Source organism: Pseudoalteromonas sp. SG45-2, assembly GCF_014164115.1.
In the GTDB taxonomy this organism is placed as follows: Bacteria; Pseudomonadota; Gammaproteobacteria; order Enterobacterales; family Alteromonadaceae; genus Pseudoalteromonas; species Pseudoalteromonas distincta.
Window position 1 is genome coordinate 40,737 of sequence record NZ_JACJEO010000004.1, and the last position, 23,268, is coordinate 64,004.

The 23,268-nt window shown below is 40.5% G+C and carries 18 protein-coding genes; 5 read left to right on the forward strand and 13 right to left on the reverse strand.

The genetic code is table 11. The features are described from left to right. The first annotated feature begins 3 nt into the window (after window positions 1-3). The 4 genes from folK to H5116_RS03505 are packed head-to-tail and all read left to right on the forward strand — an operon-like array spanning window position 4 to window position 2,432. Window positions 4-489, forward strand: a complete 486-nt coding sequence (gene folK, locus H5116_RS03490; protein ID WP_024597168.1) for a 2-amino-4-hydroxy-6-hydroxymethyldihydropteridine diphosphokinase — start codon at window positions 4-6, stop codon at window positions 487-489. Window positions 490-519: 30 nt separating this feature from the next. After that, entirely contained in the window at window positions 520-1,314 is a 795-nt protein-coding gene (gene panB / locus H5116_RS03495; RefSeq protein ID WP_002962679.1) for a 3-methyl-2-oxobutanoate hydroxymethyltransferase, read from the forward strand. Continuing rightward, window positions 1,314-2,162, forward strand: coding sequence for a pantoate--beta-alanine ligase (panC, locus tag H5116_RS03500; protein ID WP_138489570.1), 849 nt, complete (start codon window positions 1,314-1,316; stop codon window positions 2,160-2,162). Before panB ends, panC begins: the two co-directional genes overlap by 1 nt. A gap of 33 nt (window positions 2,163-2,195) precedes the next feature. Next, complete coding sequence (locus tag H5116_RS03505; protein WP_002962684.1) at window positions 2,196-2,432, forward strand: hypothetical protein; 237 nt, start codon at window positions 2,196-2,198, stop codon at window positions 2,430-2,432. A 70-nt stretch (window positions 2,433-2,502) separates the two neighbouring features. Here the strand turns inward: H5116_RS03505 and H5116_RS03510 are convergent, their stop codons facing one another. From H5116_RS03510 to H5116_RS03565, 12 genes are all read right to left on the reverse strand, one after another. Then, complete coding sequence (locus H5116_RS03510) at window positions 2,503-3,471, reverse strand: PstS family phosphate ABC transporter substrate-binding protein (RefSeq protein WP_002962686.1); 969 nt, start codon at window positions 3,469-3,471, stop codon at window positions 2,503-2,505. A gap of 115 nt (window positions 3,472-3,586) precedes the next feature. Beyond that, a complete protein-coding gene (phoR, locus tag H5116_RS03515) occupies window positions 3,587-4,894 on the reverse strand; it encodes a phosphate regulon sensor histidine kinase PhoR (RefSeq protein WP_002962688.1) in 1,308 nt (435 codons plus the stop codon). 65 nt (window positions 4,895-4,959) lie between these two features. After that, a complete protein-coding gene (phoB, locus tag H5116_RS03520) occupies window positions 4,960-5,649 on the reverse strand; it encodes a phosphate regulon transcriptional regulator PhoB (protein WP_006791869.1) in 690 nt (229 codons plus the stop codon). 1,040 nt (window positions 5,650-6,689) lie between these two features. Beyond that, window positions 6,690-7,754 (reverse strand): class II fructose-bisphosphate aldolase, encoded by a 1,065-nt coding sequence (gene fba / locus H5116_RS03525; protein ID WP_002961523.1) that lies wholly within the window; start codon window positions 7,752-7,754, stop codon window positions 6,690-6,692. A 201-nt stretch (window positions 7,755-7,955) separates the two neighbouring features. Further along, a complete protein-coding gene (locus H5116_RS03530; protein WP_002961525.1) occupies window positions 7,956-9,131 on the reverse strand; it encodes a phosphoglycerate kinase in 1,176 nt (391 codons plus the stop codon). A 64-nt stretch (window positions 9,132-9,195) separates the two neighbouring features. Beyond that, window positions 9,196-10,212 carry an erythrose-4-phosphate dehydrogenase gene (gene epd, locus H5116_RS03535; RefSeq protein WP_182715569.1) on the reverse strand — a complete coding sequence of 339 codons (1,017 nt, stop codon included), beginning with the start codon at window positions 10,210-10,212 and terminating at the stop codon, window positions 9,196-9,198. A gap of 178 nt (window positions 10,213-10,390) precedes the next feature. Beyond that, window positions 10,391-11,053, reverse strand: coding sequence for a peroxiredoxin-like family protein (locus H5116_RS03540; RefSeq protein WP_182692797.1), 663 nt, complete (start codon window positions 11,051-11,053; stop codon window positions 10,391-10,393). A gap of 79 nt (window positions 11,054-11,132) precedes the next feature. After that, entirely contained in the window at window positions 11,133-11,867 is a 735-nt protein-coding gene (locus tag H5116_RS03545) for an SIMPL domain-containing protein (RefSeq protein WP_007587181.1), read from the reverse strand. Window positions 11,868-12,005: 138 nt separating this feature from the next. Continuing rightward, on the reverse strand, window positions 12,006-12,629 hold the full coding sequence (locus H5116_RS03550) for a 3'-5' exonuclease (protein WP_182715570.1): 624 nt from the start codon (window positions 12,627-12,629) through the stop codon (window positions 12,006-12,008). A gap of 15 nt (window positions 12,630-12,644) precedes the next feature. Further along, complete coding sequence (locus H5116_RS03555) at window positions 12,645-14,483, reverse strand: DUF294 nucleotidyltransferase-like domain-containing protein (protein ID WP_182715571.1); 1,839 nt, start codon at window positions 14,481-14,483, stop codon at window positions 12,645-12,647. Between the two features lie 123 nt (window positions 14,484-14,606). Next, window positions 14,607-16,331, reverse strand: a complete 1,725-nt coding sequence (locus H5116_RS03560; protein ID WP_182715572.1) for a sodium:solute symporter family protein — start codon at window positions 16,329-16,331, stop codon at window positions 14,607-14,609. Window positions 16,332-16,341: 10 nt separating this feature from the next. Next, window positions 16,342-16,605, reverse strand: a complete 264-nt coding sequence (locus H5116_RS03565) for a DUF4212 domain-containing protein (protein WP_002961535.1) — start codon at window positions 16,603-16,605, stop codon at window positions 16,342-16,344. A gap of 414 nt (window positions 16,606-17,019) precedes the next feature. Here H5116_RS03565 and H5116_RS03570 point away from each other — a divergent pair, with 414 nt between their 5' ends. Next, a complete protein-coding gene (locus H5116_RS03570) occupies window positions 17,020-20,460 on the forward strand; it encodes a PAS-domain containing protein (protein ID WP_182696468.1) in 3,441 nt (1,146 codons plus the stop codon). A gap of 132 nt (window positions 20,461-20,592) precedes the next feature. On the opposite strand, the gene H5116_RS03575 is transcribed toward H5116_RS03570, so the two are convergent. Further along, window positions 20,593-23,238, reverse strand: a complete 2,646-nt coding sequence (locus H5116_RS03575) for a DUF2339 domain-containing protein (protein WP_182715573.1) — start codon at window positions 23,236-23,238, stop codon at window positions 20,593-20,595. Window positions 23,239-23,268: the final 30 nt, after the last annotated feature.

The following is a 23,268-nucleotide window of genomic DNA, read 5'->3' on the forward strand; positions in this document are numbered from 1 at the left end:
AACATGCATTGTGTTTATTTGGGTTTAGGTGCCAACCTAAACTCACCAAAAGAGCAGCTTGATAACGCGATAATTGCGCTTAAAAAGCTGCCTAATTGTGAATTTGTAAACGTATCGCATTACTATGCAAGTAAGCCTATGGGCCCACAAGATCAACCAGACTATATCAATGCCGTAGCCTGTATTAAAACGACCCTTGCTCCAGAGCAATTACTTGATTTAACACAAAGTATTGAGCTTGAGCATGGTCGAGTAAGAAAAGCTGAGCGTTGGGGTCCACGCACACTTGATATCGATACCCTATTATTTGATGATCAAATTATAAATACGGCGCGCTTAACCGTGCCTCATTATGGTTTGAGTGATCGCGAGTTTGTGGTTTACCCACTATTAGAGCTTGCACCTGAACTTATTTTACCTAGCGGCATTGCATTAAAAACCATTGCAAATAACTTACCGCTCAACGACTTACAACAATTACCTCTGTAATTAACCTAGGCTTTTGCCTGCGAGGATATTATGTCTAAAATAACCGTTTCTACTTTAAATAAAATGAAAGCAGAAAATAACAAAATTACTGCATTAACAGCCTACGACGCTAGTTTTGCAAAGTTATTTCATGATAACGGCGTTGAAGTTATTTTAGTGGGCGACTCATTGGGCATGGTACTACAAGGCGGCGATGACACCCTTGGCGTAACAAATCAAGATATTGCATATCATACCCGCTGTGTACGCGCTGGTAGCCGCGAATTATTTGTAATTGCTGACTTACCTTTTATGACCTACTCAAGCGTTAGTGATACCTGTAAAAATGCAGCTGAGCTTATGCGCGCTGGCGCAAACATGATTAAACTTGAAGGCGGAGAGTGGCTTTACGAGAGCATTAAAGCACTCACTCAACAAGGTATCCCAGTTTGCGGGCATTTAGGCCTTACACCACAGTCAGTTCATGTATTTGGTGGCTTTAAAATACAAGGTCGCGAAGAAGATAAAGCACAAAAAATGATTGATGATGCGAAAGCACTTGAAGCTGCTGGCGCGCAATTATTAGTACTTGAGTGTATTCCAAGTGCCCTGGCAAAACGCATTACAGACGCTTTAAGTATCCCAACTATTGGTATTGGTGCAGGCAGCTTAACTGACGGCCAAATACTGGTAATGCATGACCTGGTTGGTATTTCGGCAGGTTACATTCCTAAATTTTCTAAAAACTTTTTGCTCGAAACAGGCAATATGCCTGCAGCCGTTCAAAAGTATTGTACAGATGTTAAAAGTGGCGCATTTCCAAGCGCTGAACATGAGTTTAAATAATGCAATCAATAACTGAAATCAGATCGTTACGTAGTCAAATTAAAGCATGGCGCCAAGCAGGTCTTAGCGTGGCGCTTGTGCCAACAATGGGCAACTTGCACCGTGGGCATTTTTCGCTAGTAGAAAAAGCAAAAAACTTGGCCGACAAAGTCGTTGTAAGTATTTTTGTAAACCCAATGCAATTTGGTGCTAACGAAGATTTAGATAACTATCCTCGTACGCTAAACGAAGACAAACAAGGCCTTGCTGAACTAGGCACTGATATTGTATTTACCCCAAGTGTAGAAACAATCTACCCTAACGGACTGGGTGCACAAAGCTTTGTAGATGTACCTGACATTTCATTAGGCTATTGCGGTGGCTCACGTCCAGGTCACTTTAGAGGTGTTGCAACAATCGTAACTAAGTTATTTAACTTAGTGCAACCAGATTACGCCTGCTTTGGTGAAAAAGATTTTCAGCAACTACAAGTAATCAAAACTATGGCACGCGACTTATCAATTCCGGTTGAAGTCATTGGTGTACCTACAATGCGAGAAGTTTCTGGCCTTGCTATGAGCTCACGTAATGGTTACTTATCTGATGATCAAAAAGCGACTGCAACCGTATTATTTAAAGCCCTTAATACGTGCGCTGAGCAACTTAAAAGTGGCGAGAAAGACTTCGTAAAACTTGAAAGCTTAGCTAAACAAAGTTTAGAGCAAGCAGGCCTAAAACCAGACTATTTTGAGATTGCTCAACGAGATACATTAAAAACTGCTACAATCGAAGATACTCAATTTGTTATTTTAGCCGCAGCCTATTTTGGTGGTGTTAGATTGATCGACAATATCCAAGTCGAAATTTAATATTATTGCGACTCCATTTTAAGGATAAGAAGCATGCACTCTTTAATAAAAACAAGCGTAGTCGCCCTTACTTTTGCACTATTAGCAGGTTGTCAAAACCAAGTTGAAAACCCTGAAATGAATCAGTGTGCTCAACAAAACTACCAGTGTGAAAGTAGTTGTGAACAGCAAACAACTGCTGAGGGCTTAAAGCAACAAGTATGCTCTGGCAAATGTGTTGAGAGCTATAATCAATGTAAAGCACAAGCCGAAAAATTAGGTAATATTTAATTCCTTAAAGTTTTTAGTTTTAGGCACAAAAAAACCGCTCAATGAGCGGTTTTTTATTGCTTATAGTTTATTAATTTAAACCAAGCTTCTTAAGTTCTGTTTCTACTAGCTTTGCAGAAAGTGGTACATAACCATCTTTTTCTACAATTTGCTGACCATCTTTTGAAAGTACCATTTTTAAGAATTGCGCTTCCATTGGAGACAACGGCTTGTTTGGGTGCTTATTCACATAAAGGTATAAAAAGCGAGATAATGGATATTTACCTTGTGCAACGTTATCAAGTGTTGCATCAACAAAGTTATCGCCTTTTTTAGCTAGCGGTACTGTACGTACGCCTGATGTTTTATAACCAATACCTGAGTAACCAATTGCATTTAATGAAGATGAAATTGACTGTACTACTGATGCAGAACCCGGTTGCTCATTTACGTTATTACGGAAATCACCTTTACAAAGTGCTTTCTTTTTAAAGTAACCATACGTACCTGATACTGAGTTGCGTCCGTAAAGTTGCACATCTTTAGCTGCCCAATCACCTGTTAGACCAACATCGCTCCAACGGTTAACTTGTTCTGGTGCGCCACATTTACGAGTAGATGAAAAGATAGCATCTACTTGGTCAATACGAAGACCTTCAATTGGGTTATCTTTATGTACAAATACAGCAAGTGCATCAATAGCTACGCGAACTTCTGTTGGCTTGTAACCGTAACGTTTTTCGAACGCTTCGATTTCTTTAGATTTCATTTTACGGCTCATTGGACCTAGGTTAGCTGTACCTTCGGTAAGTGCCGGTGGAGCAGTAGAAGAACCTGCTGCTTGAATCTGAATATTTACATTTGGGTAAATACGTTTGTACTCTTCAGCCCAAAACGTCATCATGTTGGCTAAAGTGTCAGAACCTACTGATGAAAAGTTGCCTGAAACACCACTAATTTTTTGATACTCAGGAATATTTTGGTCTAGAGCAACTGCTTGTGCAGATACGAAAGTTGTAACAGCCACACCCATTGCGGCAACTAAGTTTTTAAATTTCATGTAGAGTTCTCCGGTTTGTTCGTTCCATTTTCTAACTGCTGCCCACTCTAAAGTGAGTACATGACAGTTACATTACTCTTAAATGACACTTTTATGACTTGACCTATTAGCTTAATTATTTAGTCAGCGAAACTATCTTATCTATTGAAAATTCAAAAGAAAAACACGATCCTTTGTTAACTTCACTGCGAATATTTAATTTACTATCATGGCGAGTTAACACATGTTTTGTTATAGCGAGCCCTAAGCCTGAGCCACCTGTTGTTCTACTGCGAGCTTTATCAACACGATAAAAACGCTCAGTTAATCGGTTAATATGCTCAGGCGCAATACCATCACCATTATCGGTAACACTAAAACACGCTTTATTGTTTTTGCGCTGCCAGCAAACTTCTACTTTACCGCCTGGTTTTGTGTAATGAATCGCGTTGAATACTAAATTAGAAAACGCACTACGCAGTTCATCCTCAGAGCCTTTAATATCAAGGGTTTTATCAATATCAAAAATAAGTTCGTGGCCTTTGTCTTGATTAATTGAGTTTGCTTCAGTGTGAATATAACCAAGTAATTGCGGTACATTTATAGCTTTATCGTTGTCTTGGCGCCGTGCACCTTCAATACGCGAAAGCGATAATAATTGGCTGACTAAGCTATCCATGCGCTTACATTGTTCAAGCATGGTATTTTGCGCTTTGTTCCACATTGCTGGCGGCGGCATCATGTCGCCATCCATCATCTCAAGATACCCTGTAACCACTGTAAGCGGTGTACGTAGTTCATGCGACACATTGGCTACAAAGTCTTTACGCATCTGTTCAAGCTGTTTTAAGCGCGTTACATCACGTACCACAACCATAAGTTGCGTACTTGCATATGGCATTACCCTAAACTCAAGCACCTGCTCAATACTGTGACCGTTATCCAGCTCAAGCGCGTCGTCAAATTCGCCTTTGTGCATGTATTTAGCAAACTTAGGTTCGCGAATTAAATTATCAAGGCGCTGACCATGATCGGTAGGCCACTGCAAACCAAGCACTTTAAGGGCTAATTGATTACACCACACAATACTTAAATCGTTTTGTAATACCACAACCGCATCAGGTACCGCTTCAGCCCCATCGCGAAAGCGACGAATTAAATCTGCAAGCTCATTACGTTTTTTACGATTACGGTGCTGGAGATGATAAATACCTTCGAACACTTGCTCCCATGCCCCCTCACCCTCTGGCGGATTAAAGCTGCGTTGATTAAGTAGCCAATCGCTCAAACGATAAAGTTGATGGTAGTGCCAAATAAGGAGGGAAAAAGATCCTAAAAATAAAAGCAAAAATGGCGCGCCAACCAGCACACCAATTAATAGTAAGGGTAAAAAATAGATAAACAGGCGTTTAACTAACGCCTGTTTATTAACAACTCGATACATACACTCACTTTACCTTAGAGTAGTAATACATGCGTATTTTACACATTAGCTAAGTTTTAAGCTGATCACAGCTTACTTGAAAAACGATACCCAGCGCCACGTACTGTTTGCACCAAACGGTCATGTCCAAGTGGGCCAATTGCTTTACGCAGGCGACGAATGTGCACATCAACCGTGCGATCTTCTACGTAAACGTTAGTTCCCCACACATGATCAAGCAGTTGTTCACGGCTATAAACACGCTCTGGGTGAGTCATAAAAAAGTGCAGTAATCTAAATTCGGTTGGCCCCATATCAAGCTCGTTACCTTCTGAGGTAACACGATGCGAAATAGGGTCTAAACGCAGGCCATGTACTTCAATAGCTTCTTCTAATGAGGTTGGCGATACACGACGAATAACCGCTTTAATACGTGCCATAAGCTCTTTAGGAGAAAACGGCTTAGTGACGTAATCATCTGCACCTACTTCAAGGCCGCGTACTTTGTCTTCTTCTTCGCCGCGAGCTGTAAGCATAATAATTGGGATTTGGCGGGTGTGTTCGTTTTGCTTAAACTTTTTAGCAATTTGAATGCCGCTTCCACCTGGTAACATCCAATCAAGTAAAACCATATCTGGGTAAGGTTCAACCATAGCTGCAATAGCAGAGTCGTAATCTTCTGCTTCAATTGCTTGAAATCCATTTTGCTCTAAAACAAAAACCAACATCTCCCTGATAGGAGCTTCGTCATCTACGACTAGTACTTTACGTGACATTCCAATTTATCTCTTACGCTATCGAATTAGTTTTCATTATTATGACTAAGTATGACATTTTTATGAAAGTGTAACGTGTAAATTAAAATGGTGGTAAAAAAAACACAAATTAGTGACAAAAAACCTCATTAACGTCATATTTTTAAAACCTTTTTAATATTTAACGTAATAAAAAGAGATTTACGATAAATTTATGTAATAGCTAACTTTTTGAAATTATCTTTTTTGTATCGCTATTTAAACCACTAAACAATATCAAACTAGCTGGGATCATTGTTTTACTAACCAAGACATTTTTACAGATCGATCGTTTAAAAGTAGCTTTAAAGCCATTTTAAAATCAACAAACCCGCCTGTGTAACAAACAATACGTTCAAAAATAGATCTAAATTTTACTAAGCTCCAAATAAAGGATCAGATTTTTACCAAGCCGATCAACCCTCAGATCAGAGTTGTACCTAGTCAAAGCCATAAGTTGTTGATTGTTTGTACAAATAAATAACGATCAAATTATCTCAGAACCCATATATAGCATTAAAGTGTATTTGGCTTAGTAAAGTAATGATCCGAAAAAGGCTGTGTTAGTAAATGCGTGATCCCAAAATTCCGCGTTGGTAATGCAGTGATCTGATCAAAAAACCGTAATCTGTAATATAAAAAGGGCTGACATTAAAAAAGCCAGCAACAAAGTTACTGGCTTAGGGCCTGTTGACCTTTCATGATTAAAATTTGTTCAATCTAGGGGCGATTTAATCGCGGCGTGAGGTTTGTAACCTAGCGGGCTAAGTAAAAACCGAGCAAAGCTTCCGCGTCCTGCTCACGCCCCTTACCTACATCCATGTAGGCAACAAAGAGTAAATAGCCCCTAAGCAGAACCCTTCGGGCAGCGCATGTTTGGCATTTATTCCACGTTATCGCCTATTTATAGGGAATAACCACACTGCATAGGCTCTGCCTTGCCTAAATACCAAACATACTGCTGCAAATTCAACCTCGAAAGATAAACAGGCCCTAATAATGATCAATTATAAATTGATCTATTATCTAATTTTAGGGTCTAGTTCGCCGCTTAAGTATTTAAGGTGCATTTCATCAAGTGAAATTGGCTTAATTTTACTAGCCTGACCAGAAGTACCAAACGAGTTATAGCGTGCAACGCAAATCTCTGTCATTGCTTTTGTAGCTTCAGCTAGGTATTTACGCGGATCAAAGTTAGATGGGTTAAGCGCCATATGACGGCGAATTGCACCGGTAGATGCTAAACGTAAATCGGTATCAATATTTACCTTGCGAACACCAAACTTAATGCCTTCAACAATCTGCTCAACTGGCACACCATAAGTTTCTGGAATTTCGCCACCGTACTGATTAATAATTTCTAACCATTCTTGAGGAACTGAAGATGAGCCATGCATCACTAAGTGCGTGTTAGGAATACGGGCATGAATCGCTTTAATGCGATCAATCGCTAAAATGTCATCTGTTGGTGGGCGAGTAAATTTATAAGCACCGTGTGAAGTACCGCAAGCAATTGCAAGTGCATCAACGTGTGTTTTATTTACAAAATCAGCCGCTTCTTCAGGGTCTGTTAGCATTTGATCAGTTGTTAATAACCCTTCTGCGCCAACGCCATCTTCTTCGCCAGCTTCACCTGTTTCAAGTGAACCAAGTACACCTAGCTCGCCTTCAACCGATACGCCACAGGCATGCGCCATCGCAACAGTTTCGCGCGTTACTTCTACATTGTATTCGTAGCTTGAAGGGGTTTTTCCGTCGCTCATTAACGAGCCATCCATCATTACTGATGAAAAACCAAGCTGAATTGAACGCTGACACACACCTGGCGATGTGCCGTGATCTTGATGCATTACAACTGGGATATGTGGCCATTCTTCAACGGCTGCTAAAATCATATGACGAATAAATGGAGCACCAGCATAAGCACGTGCACCAGCTGATCCCTGAACGATTACTGGGCTGTTTGTTTTGTCAGCCGCTTCCATTATTGCGCGCATTTGCTCTTGATTGTTAACATTAAAAGCAGGTACGCCGTAACCATGCTCTGCTGCATGATCTAAAAGTTGTCGCATACTGATTAAAGCCATTGGGTATTCTCCAATTTATCGACAGTAGTTCCCTACCATCTAGTTTGAACGGATGTGTTAGTTTGGCGTTATAACAACGCCACGAAAAACCACTGCTTTGCAGTAATATTCCGTCTAAATTAACGACTAAATTAGGGTGAGAGGTATTTAGTAATTAATTGTCGGTGAGGGCTATTACCCCCTCACCTTACGCCACTAAAATTACTTAGCGCGCGACTCTAGCATTTCAACTGCTGGAAGTTTTTTGCCTTCTAAAAACTCTAAGAACGCACCACCACCAGTAGAAATATAAGATACTTTATCGGCAATGCCGTATTTATCGATTGCGGCTAAGGTATCACCACCACCCGCAATTGAAAACGCATTTGAGTTAGCAATTGCTTGTGCAATAGCACGAGTACCATTACCAAACTGGTCAAACTCGAACACGCCAACTGGACCATTCCATACAACAGTGCCTGCATTTGCAATAATTTTTGCAAGCTTGCTCGCTGTATCAGGGCCAATATCAAAAATCATATCATTGCTTGTTACTTCGCTTACATCTTTAAGTGTAGCTACAGCAGATTCAGAAAACTCATTACCAACCACTACGTCAGTCGGTACCGGAATTTCACCATTATTAGCAATCGCTGCTGCACATAAACGGTTCGCTTCATCCATTAAATCAGGTTCGTAAAGCGATTTACCAACTGGGCTACCTGATGCAGCAATAAAGGTATTTGCAATACCGCCGCCGGTAACTAATTGGTCAACAATTTTAGAAAGTGAATCTAAAACGGTAAGCTTAGTAGATACTTTAGAACCACCAACAATCGCTACTAATGGACGCGCTGGATTATCAAGTGCTTTTCCTAACGCTTCAAGCTCAGCCGATAACAATGGACCTGCACATGCAACATCGGCAAATAAGCCAACACCATGGGTAGACGCTTGTGCACGGTGAGCCGTACCAAATGCATCCATTACATATACATCACACAGTGCTGCTAGTTGCTTAGATAGCGCTTCGTCGTTTTTCTTCTCGCCTTTGTTAAAGCGCACATTTTCAAAAACAACCACTTCGTTATCAGCAATATCAACACCGTTTAGGTAATCTTTTTCAAGGCGTACAGTTTGCTCTAGGGCATCGTTTAAGTAATCAGCTACAGGTGCAAGCGAAAACGCTTCATCGTATTCCCCTTCCGTAGGACGGCCGAGGTGTGACATAACCATTACTTTAGCGCCTTTCTCAAGGGCTAGTTTAATAGTAGGTAGTGCTGCACGAATACGCGCATCTGACGTCACTTTACCTGCTTTAACTGGTACATTTAAATCTTCACGAATTAATACGCGTTTGCCGTTTAAATCTAAATCTGCCATTTTTATGACCGACATGAACATCTCCTTAGTTAACGATACTGAACCTGAAAAATACGTTTAAAATTATTATATTAATAAATTACTTATTCACTGCCATCATAGCACGCGCTGTGTCGAGCATACGATTAGCAAAACCCCATTCGTTATCACACCATACTAATAACTTTATCAGTCGTTTGTGACTAACACGTGTTTGTGTGCCATCAATAATACAAGAATGTGGGTCGTGATTAAAATCAACCGATACAAGCGGCTCTTCGGTATAACTTAAAATACCTTCTAAGCGGTCTTTTGCTTGTGCTTTAAGTGCATTATTTACTGCATTTAAATCTACATCGGTATTAACCGTTACACTTAAATCCATTGCCGTGACATTTATAGTAGGTACACGTACGGCGATGGCTTCAAAACGGCCTTTAAATTTAGGTAAAATACGGTCTATACCACGAGCGAGCTTTGTATCAACTGGAATAATTGATTGGCTTGCAGCGCGAGTACGGCGTAAATCATGATGATAACCATCAATCACTTGTTGATCGTTCATCGACGCATGAATCGTTGTAATAGCGCCCGACTCAATACCAAATGCATCATCTAATACTTTAATAACCGGCACAACACAGTTAGTTGTACACGAGCCGTTAGACACAATTGTGTGCTCGCTTTTAAGCTCATCGTCGTTAATGCCATATACAATCGTAGCATCAACATCGTTATCGGCCGGATGCGAAAACAACACCTTTTTAGCGCCTGCGGTAATATGTAACTGCGCATGTTCACGCGAGTGATAAACACCCGTACATTCAAGTACAACGTCTACATCGAGCGTTTGCCAAGGTAATTCAATTGGGTTTTCTTCACAAAAAAGTGCAATGGTATCGCCTGCAACACTAATAGTGTCTTCACCAAGTTTTACAGGAAAAGAAAAACGACCGTGGGATGTGTCGTATTTTAATAAATGAGCAATAGCTTCAGGATCAGCAAGTTCGTTAATCGCAACAATTTTTATATCGTTGCTCAAACCAGACTCGTATAACGCGCGGACAATATTTCGACCAATACGACCAAAACCATTAATTGCAAGTTTGATTGCCATGAAATATAAAATCCACTCTTTTAGCGTGCAGATAAAGGCAATACGCCTTTTAGATGTCTGTATTGTAATCGACCTTGCATCTGATTATAAGAGGGAAGCATTAGAAACTTTAAATTAACGTTGAAGAGCTTAGGCATTGCAAGCTCTTCAAGGGGTCTGACTTTTAAAATTAAGTTTTTTATACTAAATTTTTCAAAGCGTTAATTATATCTTCTGGCTCAGAACGAGTACGATAATCAACATCAACATAACGCCAAGTCACTTTACCTTGTTTATCTAAAACAAAGGTGGCAGGGATCGGTAAAACACTACTATTGCCATTGTTAACCGACTCTAAATCTAGGCCTCGGTCTACTCGCATATGCTCGAGTAAAAATGTGGGCACTTGCCATGCTACGCCGTAGCTTGCTGCTACATCGGCATTTTGATCACTCAGCACTAAAAAATCCATGTTACTTATATCGCTTTCGCTCATTGAGCCATCGGGTACTTGCGGGCTAATAGCCACCAGCTGCGCACCTAAAGCATGAATTTCAGGTAAACGTGACTGCAGTGCTTTCAGTTGTAAATTACAGTACGGACACCAACTACCACGATAAAAAGTAACAACCACAGGCCCTTTAGCAAGTAACTCGGTTAACTGCACCGATTGACCATGTTGATTTGGTAACTCAAAACTTGGTGCAATTTGGTTTAAATCAAGTGCATTAGCACCTTGTTGAAACGCTTTTGCTTGTGCAATCGTTTCATCAACACCTTTCATAAAATCAGGATTACCTTTGCGCCCTGCTGCTACTTTTGCCTCAGTTTGTGCTTTTAACGTGTTGCTTTCATCGCTCATAATATGGCTACCTTCAAATTAATCAAAAACTTAAAGCCAGCTTACATTATGAAAATGTATTTGAAATGAAAATTTTAACTTATTCATTTACTTCTAAATCAAACACCACGTTTATTGATGATTTAAATGTAATAGTTTCTTGCAGGTATCTACCTTGCTCAAATGGATTTCTAGTAACTTTAGAACCGGTTACAACTATTCTCTCAAAATTATCTGCGCCATAACCATAACTTGAACGGTTAGAATTTGAATTAATGCTGTAAATTTTTCCAAGCTCTGCGCCAAATGCTTTAGCAAGCTTACCCCCTTTAACTATAGCGTTATCTATTGCGCCTTGTGTTGCTTCAGCTTCTAACTGCGCGGCTTTTGAAGACATAAGCTCAATATTCGTCAGTTCATTAATTTTTACACTTAATGCAAAATCGATAAAATCATTCAACTTTTCAATATTTCTTAATGTTACTTTAAGTGTTCTTGTTGCTACATATCCTGCATTAATTGCTGTACCGCTCTCGACATTAAACTTGTCGTCATCATTGTAAGTTAACAGGCTTGTAGCAGAAACATCCGTCTCCTTAACACCGTACTTGCTTAATCCTTTAAGTAACAAATTTACTCGATCATCAACATCACGTTTAGCATCAAGTGATTTGTCTTTAAAGCTTATTACTTCAAAAGAAATCTTAGCCATATCGGGCTTTGCTAATACCTCTGCAGTACCCTGCACTGCAATATGGCGATTAGCAGGCAAGCTTGAATTAGCAAAAGTGATAAGTGGGAATAAGGTTAAGAAAATAGTAGTGATGAGTTTCATGTTCGTTCCTTGAAGTAATTAGTAAATAATGATTACGTAACTGTACCTATAGTTATACGAATAACAATAAAAGTAAACTGCTCTTTATTGTAGGCGGGAGTTTATCTCGCGCGGCATAAAGCCCCGCCTACAGCCAACCTACGTCAACTCGCCTACTTTTAACTCTTTGCCACGGCTTATTTGATGGCACTGGGCTAGCAGTAACTCGGCGGTGGCTTGTGCATCGGTCAGTGCATGATGGAAATGATAGCTTGGTAACTCATAACGTGTGCGGCAAGCATTAAGGGTTAAATCATCTTGTTTTATTTCAGTTGAATGATGGAGTAAGCGCTTTTGCTCAATATGCAGTGTGTCGATTATGAGTTTAGGCCGTATTGTTATATTGGCATTTTTAAGCGCTATTTTTAAAAACCCCCAATCGAGCATGGCATTATGAAACACTAGAATACAATCACTAAAGTGGCTGCTTAGTTGCGTTAATATACTGCACAAGCTCTGTCCTTTTGTTATAGCATCGTCGCTAATCCCATGAAAAACAGGGCTTTGCTCAAGGCTTTTTACGTTTTTATTTATAAGGTGCTGCGACTCGCTCATTTTTATACATTGGTTATCTATTATCACCCACGCTACCGATACAATTTCGTGCTGTTTTGCATCAAGCCCAGTGAGCTCTAAATCAATCACTAAGTAACGTTGTTGTAAGGCATTTTTGCCTAGTAATTTACGGCGCTTTAAATACCGAGTGAGCAGCTTTTTTACCATGTTAGTAATCCATCATTATAAACTGCCGCGAGCAAACTTAAACGCGGCGGCTTGCTGCGCTTGTTTAACAAGATAAAACGCTTCTTTTAGTTGATGGCGCTCTAGTGAGTTTAATTTATTAGGGTTAATGCAATTACTCGGTAAGCCCTCTTCGTTTATTTGTGTACTCAAACGAAGCTGCGTTAAGAACCGCCAGCAGTCTTTTAGGTTGTATATATCTTCTTTGCTGATCAGTTTATGTTTTAGTAGTGCGTCCAACCGCTCTTGTGTGTTGGCGCGCCTAATACCCGCTTTTAAAGCGTATAACCGCACTATGTCATTTATAATTACGACACCACGTTTTTTTAAATCTATGTATTTATTATTTTGATCTGTTTTTTCGGTTTTAAATTTATTAAATAAACCAATTGGCACGCTGTTGCTGCTTATGTCGGTTGCCATTGCGGCATAGAATAACTCGTTACGCGATATACGAATTAGTTGCTCGCAAAAAGCCGTGTATAAAGCGTTTGAACCTTCAATAAATCGCAGGTCAAAAAATATCTTACAGTTAAGCATTGCATTGGGTGTGGGGCTTTTTATCCATTTAAAAAAGCGCTCGCTCCAGTCGTTTACGCTCATACGGCACTCATCACTGCTTGCCATAATATTACCTGGGCAACGCCTAATGCCGCACTCAACTAAATTCTCGCATACAAACTCCCCCATACTTTTAAAGTAAGCGTGTTGCTCGGTGGTTAAGTCGTTAGGGAGTAATAAGCCGTTATCTTGATCTGAATGCAGGGTTTGTTCTTCGCGTGCTTGCGAGCCAAAGCAAATAAAACTAAAGCTGGTTGGCGCTGCGCCATGCTCTTCTTGAAATAAGTGAATCAGGCGCGATGTAAGCGCATCGGTTAAACCACTGAGTAATTTACCAATTAGCGATATGTCGTCAATGTTGTACGAAAAACTACGCAAAAGTTCGGGAATTTCTTTAGCGTAGCGTTTCAAATCAGTAACAGTGTGCGCTTTATATATGCGCCCAATAAGCTGTACGGGGTCACTTTTTTGTTGGCGCAGTAAATCGGTGCTGGTTATCATCCCTATCGGGTTATGGTTTTCGTCAAGCACGGGCAAATGGTGAATATTGTATTTAAGCATTAAGTGCAGCGCCGAAAACACCCGGTTATTTTCAAATATAAACTTAGGTTTTGCGGTCATAATACTGCCTACTGCGTCTTGTGGATCTACCTCGTCGGCAAGTACTCGGTTGCGTAAATCGCGGTCGGTCACAACCCCTACTAAGTGCGCGTGCTGCGTTATCATTATTGACGATACGCCATGCTCTTTCATTTTTTTAGCGCTTTGCCTAATACTTGCATCGGGCGTAAGCGTAATTGCTGTGCGCGTCATCAGCTCTGATATTTTACGTTCCGACCAGCTATCGTTTTTACTTTTATAATGCGATGACAACAACCGGTTAGCATGAGCGCGTACAAAGTATTGCTCAAACGATTTATATTCTCTGCGTAAAAAATCAAAGTGCGTTTGAGAGAGCATATACACTATCCCCTCTTTTTGTACTTCTAACCTATTTTGAATTGCCTCACCGGTTAATAGCGACGGAAAACCAAAATAGTCACCTTGCGCTAAGCGCGTAACAACATCGCCCTTGCCATCAACGAGGTCGTACAAACCAGAGCGAATTAAAAATAGTTTAGGGTTTTCACTTTGTAACCACTGAGTTTGGTTTTCGCGGGTAAGGTAAATAATATCAAGATGATTTACAAAGTATTCGCATGCGCTGCTATCAAGCATAGTAAAAGGCGCTTGCAAACAAACGTATTGGGCTATTCCTTGTTGTTCTACACTCATTGTATTCGCTCTTTAAATGGTGATGTACCAATCTAATGTACTTATTTATTAAACAAATAAAAAGCCCGACTAAAGTCGGGCTTTGGGTGCTTTATATTTTTTTACTATATCTATAAATGTTGCCTAGTGATCGTGCGCTTCAGCTGACCCTTTAGGGTTACGAATACCTTCTACCATTTCTTGAATTTCAATAGGTGTAGCTTGAGTAAATTTAAGAACAACTGCAGCTACTACAAAGTTAATAATCATACCAATTAAGCCAATACCTTCAGGCGAAATACCTAAAAACCAATGTTCAGGATTGTTAAGCTCTGGGCTTACAAACTTGAAGAAGATAATATAAGCAGCGGTAAAGCCAATACCCGTTACCATGCCTGCAATTGCGCCCTCTCGGTTCATTGTTTTAGAGAATATACCCATAATAATTGCTGGGAAGAAACTCGCTGCCGCCAAGCCGAAGGCAAATGCCACTACCGATGCCACAAATCCAGGCGGGTTAATACCAAAGTACGCGGAGATAACAATAGCGACCATGGCTGCCAACCTCGCTGCAAGTAACTCTTGCTTGTCGGTAATATCGGGCTTGAGGGTTCGCTTGAGTAAATCGTGCGAAACGGAGGTCGAAATAACCAGTAGTAAACCTGCTGTTGTAGACAATGCAGCGGCAATACCACCAGCAGCTACTAGTGCAATTACCCATGCTGGTAAATTAGCAATTTCTGGATTTGCTAATACCATAATGTCGCGGTCTACATTTACTTCGTTAGCACTGTTCGGATCGGTGATTTTACCCACCGTGTAGAACATTTTGCCATCGCCGTTTTTATCATCAAATGTAATTAAACCTGTGCGTTCCCAGTTTTTAATCCATCCAGGTGCTTCTGCGTAAGCTGTACCGCTACCGTCTTTACCATTAATAGTATCAACCATGTTTACGCGAGCAAAGGCTGCAACCGCAGGTGCAGTAGTATAAACAATCGCGATGAACACAAGAGTCCATGCAGCAGAAATACGTGTGTCTTTTACGCGAGGTACAGTGAAAAAGCGTACAATTACATGTGGTAAACCAGCAGTACCTACCATTAACGCACCAGTAATAGCGAACACGTCAATCATGCTCTTAGAGCCTTCGGTATATTGCGCAAAACCAAGTTCAGCACTTAGGCCATCTAGTTTATCAAGTACGTATACGCCGTCGCTGCCAATTAATGTGGCACCAAAACCGGTTTGTGGGAAGAAGTGACCCGTCATCATCATCGAGATAAAAATGGCTGGTACAAGGTATGCAAATACAAGTACACAATACTGCGCTACTTGTGTGTAGGTAATGCCTTTCATGCCGCCAAGTACCGCATAAAAGAATACAATCACCATGCCAATGTAAACACCGGTTTCAATTTCTACTTCTAAAAAGCGTGAAAATACCACGCCTACGCCACGCATTTGCCCTGCTATATAAGTGAAACAAATGAATATGGCACAAAAAATAGCAACTAAACGCGCGGTACGTGAATAGTAACGGTCGCCTATAAAGTCTGGCACAGTAAACTTGCCGAATTTACGTAAGTAAGGCGCTAAACACATGGCTAATAGTACATAACCACCTGTCCACCCCATTAAGTAAACACTGCCATCGTAACCTGCAAACGAAATAATACCCGCCATTGAAATAAACGACGCGGCGCTCATCCAATCGGCAGCTGTTGCCATACCATTAGCAAGAGGAGGTACGCCGCCGCCCGCTACATAAAACTCTTTGGTTGAACCCGCTCGGGCCCATATTGCTATGCCGATATAAAGCGCAAAGCTTAAACCAACAATTAAAAACGTGAGTGTTTGAACATCCATTGCTTAGCTCCTATTCGTCTACGCCGTATTTTTTATCTAACGTATTCATTTTGAAAACGTACACAAAAATCAAAGCAACAAAGGTATAAATCGCGCCTTGCTGGGCGAACCAGAAGCCAAGTTTAAACCCAAAAAAACGTACTTCATTAAGTACATCAACCAGTAATATGCCAAAGCCAAAAGACACGACAAACCACACTGCTAACAGTTTAAATAACAGCGAAATGTTTTCTGCCCAATAAGCTTTTGCTTGTTCTTCATCTTTAAAAGCCATTTTTGTTTTCCCCTTTAAGCACCGCAATATCGCGATGAGTGGTTTTTTATCTTCGCTTACCAATTTAGCAACGCTGGTTACATATTGAATTGAGACCATAGTCGTAACAGCTTGTTAACGTTTACGTAAACTGTATTTATCATTCAAGCGTGTTTTATATATTTTTATATTATTTCAATTACTTAGGCTGTTTTTGTAAGCTGGCTTTATGATTAAATTGATAAGTTGGTCATTAATGCGACATTAGTCTAATGCTCAAGGGTGTTTTATTTTTACTGTTAATATTCAGTAAGATATAAATAAAATAAAAGTTTTATTTTAAATTCAACCCTCACACTTAACCTCAGTTCTGGTATTGTGTTAATCCCTCATAGGGATGAGGGATTATTTAAAATAATAAGGTTTAATAACAACATGACTGCCGTACTCATTATTGTTGCTTTAAGTTATATAGGTGTGCTGTTTTGGCTTGCCAATTGGGGCGATAAAACAACCCCTTTAGCAAAGCGTATTAGCCATCACCCATTTGTGTATTCACTCTCACTCGGGATTTACTGTACCTCTTGGACTTATTACGGTTCGGTAGGAACAGCCGCTACCAGCAGTTGGAGTTACTTGCCAATATTATTAGGCCCTGCGTTGCTGTTTTTATTCGGCCAAGGATTTTTACGTAAGCTGGTACTGGTAAGTAAAAAACAAAATATAACGACTATTGCTGACTTTATTTCAGCTCGTTACGGCAAACGTCAAACTACAGCAATAATGGTTACTGTAATCGCATTACTGGCAACCATTCCCTACATTGCACTGCAATTAAAAGCGCTTAGTACAAGCTTTTTACTTTTGCAAAACAGTAATAAAATATCCGGCGATATGCTCGCGCTTTCTGCCACACTAATTATGGCTTTATTTGCTATATTTTTTGGTACTCGCAAAGTTGATGTAACTGAATATCGCTCTGGCTTAATGCTCGCTGTTGCATTTGAATCTATGATTAAACTTATTGCTCTTATTGCCGTTGCGGGGCTTGCAGTATTTACACTTTTTAATTTACCCGAAGCCACCACGAACAAAGTAACTGAATCTATTTGGGGTCACTGGAGCGATTTTAACTTTTTTAGCTTTAACTTTATTGGCCAGTCTTTAATGGCTGCAGCGGCTATTATATGTTTGCCTCGCCAGTTTCATGTAACCGTGGTCGACAACCAAAACAAACGCCACTTACTTACCGCTCGCTGGGCTTTTCCGCTGTATTTACTACTAACAGCCGCAATGATTTTACCTATTGCGACTGCGGCCATTCATCCTGAAATTGGCAGCGGTTATTCACCCGACAGCTTTGTACTTGCCCTACCGCTAATTAACGACAATGCATTCTTAACCACTTTTGTATTTATAGGTGGACTATCTGCCGCCACCGCAATGATAGTGGTAGCAACGCTTACATTAAGCACGATGATTTCAAACGATGTGGTATTGCCGTTAATGCTGCGTAGAAAGTTTAAACGTAACTTAATTACCAGCAGTTATAAGTCTCGTATATTACTTGTAAGGCGCTTTGCTATTGCAGGCATATTAATTTTGGCCTATTTCTATCAGCAATGGTTTGGCCATAGTAGCGCACTGGCCAGTATGGGCTTGGTCGCATTTTCACTTGTTACCCAATTGCTACCCTCTATTGTGGGTGGTTTATATTGGCGAAAAGGTCATGCTTATGGGGTGTATGCGGGTTTGGTAGCAGGCTTTATTTGCTGGATACTATTTTTAATGCTGCCAATACTCGATGCCGGCACAACCCTTGATAGCGAGCTGCAACAAACGCTTATAACGCGTGGAACCTTGATAGCTTTGTTTGCCAATATTGGTTGTTATATTAGTTTTTCACTTGGGGCTGAGGAGCGCTTAATTGATAAAATTCAGGCCGCTGCTTTTGTTAACCCTAAAGATCAGGCTATTTTATCAAGGCGCTTAAATAAAGACGTAAAAGCCACCGTTTACGACTTTAAAATACTACTGCAAACATTTCTAGGTATTCAGCGCAGCCAACAAGTACTGGCCCATTACGCACTCGCCCATCATTTAAGTGATAACAACGCACACCCAGAGCCTGAATTTATAGCCTACTGCGAACGCGCGTTAACAGGCGTGCTTGGTGCATCGTCAGCGCAAGCATTAATACATACGGTATCGTCGGGTAAACGTATGGCGTTTGAAGAAGTTGTAAACTTTTTTGACGAAACCACACAAGCGTTGCAATTTAATCAAAATCTGTTATTTACCTCACTCGAAAATTTAAGCCACGGTATTTCAGTTGTTGATAAAGATTTAAAACTCGTTGCATGGAACAAACGCTACAATGAAATGTTTGGCTACCCTGAAGGCTTTTTAGAAGTAGGCCAACCCATAGAAGACATTATTAGATACAACGCTAACCGTGGTGAATGTGGCCCTGGTGAAATAGAACGCCAAGTAGAAAAACGTGTACAGCATTTAAAATATGGCAGCTCGCATCATTTTATTCGCCACCGTCGTAATGGCCAAGTATACGAAATGATTGGTAATCCGCTGCCCGATGGCGGATTTGTTACCAGCTTTTCAGATATTACAAACCACATAAGTACGCAAAATGCGCTTGAAGAAGTAAACATGGATCTTGAAAACCGCATAGAAGCACGTACTCAAGAAGTGCAAACTATCAATAAAGACTTACAAGCTCAAATAGATAGCCGTGTACAAACTGAGCAAGCACTTACTTTAGCTAAACGAGAAGCAGAGCAAGCCAACGACAGTAAAACGCGCTTTTTAGCACTGGCGAGCCACGACATTTTACAGCCGTTAAATGCAGCACGTTTATACCTTGCCGCTATTGACGAAAAACAGCTCGACAGCACTAACCAAAACAGCTTTGAAAAACTAGGCGACAGTCTCGATTCAACCGTGCATTTAATGTCGGCATTGCTTGAAATAGCTAAGCTTGAGCAAGGCGCTATGACCCCTACCCCTCGCCACTTTTATATTGAAGATATTTTAGCGCCACTACAAAGTGAATACGCTATTTTATCAAGTGATAAAGGCCTTAAGCTTAGTGTGCGTTCAAACCAACAAATTGTGCACAGCGATATAACCTATTTGCGCCGAATTATTCAAAACTTGGTCTCTAATGCAGTTAAATACACCGACAATGGCCGTGTATTAATTGCCTGCAGGAACCGAAAGCACAATTTACGAATAGAAGTATGGGATACAGGCCCCGGTATTAGCGAAGTAGAGCAAGCCAAAATATTTAACGACTTTTACCGTGTGGAGTCGGGCGATAACAAAGGCGTAGGCTTAGGCTTAGGTGTTGTAAAACGTATGGCTGACTTATTAAGTTTGCCGCTTGATGTGCATTCTGAGCCAAATAAAGGTAGCCGCTTTAGCATTGAGGTACCTTATGGTGACGAGCAGTTTGTACAACAAAAAAGTACTACAAACAGCCTAATAGAAAACCGTGCAGCAATTAATATTGTTGCCGTAGACGACGACCCTGAAAATTTAGCAGCAATGGCAAGCTTACTTAAAAAGTGGCAAGCTAATTACACCCTTTTTGATAACGTAGATAATGTACTGGCGCATGCTAAAGAAAACGGTGCACCCGATGTTATTTTAATGGACTACCAATTAGGCAATGACTGCGATGGGATAACGCTAATTAAAACCCTGCGCGAAATTTGGCAAAGCCAAGTCCCTGCTATTTTAATTACCGCCGTGCGCGACACCGAGCTTAAGCAAGAAACCAAAGCCGCTAATATTCATTATTTAAGTAAGCCAATTAAACCGGGCAAACTAAAGGCACTGCTTAATCACAGTACATAGTGATCTAGTTAAAAGTGTTCTAGTTAAAAGTGTTCTAGTTAAAAGTGTTCTAGTTAAAAGCTATCAAGTAATAGCGTAAAACAAAAAGCCCAGTATCTTCACTGGGCTTTGCTTTATAAAGTGTTCATAAAATTAAACTGGATTTACTCGGCTTCTAAGCTTTTGGAACAACCAACTTAACCCCACCAACGAAAGCCCTAATCCAATAAACGAAAGCGCTTTAAGTAAGCCCTCCAAGTTAGCCATATCAATTAAAAACACTTTAACAATAACTGCAGCTAGTATGCCTAGGCCTATTTTTTGTATTAATAATTGATTTTTTAAATGACCAAAAATAACAGTACCCGCACCCAATACTAACCAAATAACAGAGTAACTATAAAGCTCTGCATTGCTCGCCCCTTTGGATAAGTAAATATAAGGACCTTGCCAGTACTGACGAATAAAGCTGTTTATTGCCAATAATATAAAGCCACCCGCAACGGCCAATATAAATGGCGTAGCTTTAGCATTTATTGGTTTTACAAGCTTGGCCAGCCAAAGCGTTAATCCTGCAGGAACTAACCACAATAGTAATAACCAGTTAAATATTGGCAGCTCACCTATGTAAAGTGATTCAAATAATGGGTTATCGTCAAGTAGTGTTTTAATAGCAAAAAGCCCTGCTAACCCCGCAAGTGCAAAACCCGCCACTTTATATAACTTAGCTAAAGTACCGGCAAGTTTTGCTCTGTGTAAATACACACACCCTAATGCAAGCCAGTTACAGGTAAGGAGTATTTGTTCGTAAAAGTTAAGTGAATCAAATTGCGGATAATGCCCTACTAGCTGATAACTTGTTTCGGTAGTAATAAAAAGCGCTAAACAATGAAGGGCTGCACCTTCGAGCCATATTTTAAGTTTTGATGAGTCAAAGCACTTAGCTGCGGCAAAAAATAACGCGATACATAACGGATAAACCACAATACTCCAATGCAAACCAAATACCGTTAACGCATCGTAGCTTGGTGTCCAAGGCGCAAGCGTTAAGCGCAGTAATAACGCAGCAACTAAGGCTTTTATAGGCCAATGCGGCATAGGCACGTTATAGCGTTTTATAAGTACGCTTATAAGTAATACTTGTACAGCCAGTGCAATGGTTAGGCCGCTGTCACTTAATAGCATGGTAACTGCTAACGTAATATTGGCATTAGCCCCTACCCAATAAGTAAAACGCTGAAATAGCGTTGTATTATGCTGCGCGAGCTTTATTAAAATAGCCGCCACTACAAACAATGCAACGGCCCAAAGTGGATATGCAGTACTTAACGCAGAATTAGGAATAAGCGTATATAAAGTAGCTATCATTACAAATGCACTAAATGCCCCCGTAATATGAAACGCTAAACGCTTAATCTGTTTTTTACCGTAATAGAGCCCAAAAGCGGTAAGTAACAACCCGAGTAATAAACCCAAACCATACTCATTTTTGAATACAAAGAGGGCGTCATCATATAGATTTGGCGAAAGATGCGTGCGCTCAGCGCCTAATACTAATAGCGTTGAAATAACTAACGCTACGCCCTGCCAAATATCCCAACGGCTATTTTTAAGGACTAAAAACAACACCAATACAATACTTAACACGCCGATTGCTTGCCACTGCATATCAAAGTGACTGATCAACATAGTAAATATTAAGGGCGCAATAAAAGCGAGTAGTAATGCATGATCTGGAAGCACTTTAATTAAGCGTTTTAAACTGTGCGGGCGATGTTCAATAACATTTAGTTTTAGACCTAAGCGCGGTATAGCAATTAACCCTACAATACTAAGTAAAGCAAATGCCCCCATTAACCAAACGGTATTAGCTTTAAGTAGCGTAAAACCAACTAAATACCAGCCAATGTGCCCAACCCATAGTAAATACCATAGCCAAATACGTTGTACTTTATGTGCAACTAACGCAGCCGACAAACTTACAAAGCCAATATACATTAACAGCGCAAATAAGTTACCACTGCCAGTGCTAACCCATATTGGTACGCTGTAAGCGCCAATAATACCAAGCACGGCCAATAGCGGGCCTAACCTAAGCGCCATCGCGCTTGCACTAATTGCTATAATAGCTAACGCAAAAAATGCCACGGTAGGGCTCAGCATGTCGTAACTGCTGTAAGCTAAAAGCGTTAAAGCAAAACAGGTAATAAACCCGCCGCTTGCAAGCGCTGCGGGTATGTAATTATTAAAGCCTTCAAATACAATGCGTTTATGGTGTAAATAAGCTGCGGCTGCAATTAGGCCAAGCCCAAATAAGCCGCCTAAACTCAACCTCATTACAGGCGATAATAATCCCGCTTCTAGGCTGTATTTAGCTAAAAAGATGCCCCCAAACGCAAGCGCTATTGCGCCTATCCAGGTCATCCAGTTCTCTTCAAACCCTGCGCGCAATTTATTAAATAGTAATTCTATGGCTGATGCTTCAGCTGGTTTGGCTTTTTTAGGAGGTGCTGATAGCTGATTTATTACAGGTGGCGACGCGTTTTGGGACGTTAAGCTTGGCTGTGCTTTATGAGCAATTGGCTCTGTTATTGAAATCGCTGCCTGAGCCGTAGATGCTTCACTTTGAGGTTCACTTTGCGATATCGATTTATGTGTTTGTAGATGTGTTATTTTGGCCCTTAAAACAGCAACTTCTTGTTTTAATGCATTTAACTGCACTAGCGCAATTAAGCCGCAAATAGCACCGGCAACTACAACCAGTATTACTATGACGGCTAACCCAACTAAATCATCCATGGCACACTCTTATTAATTATTATGCCCTGA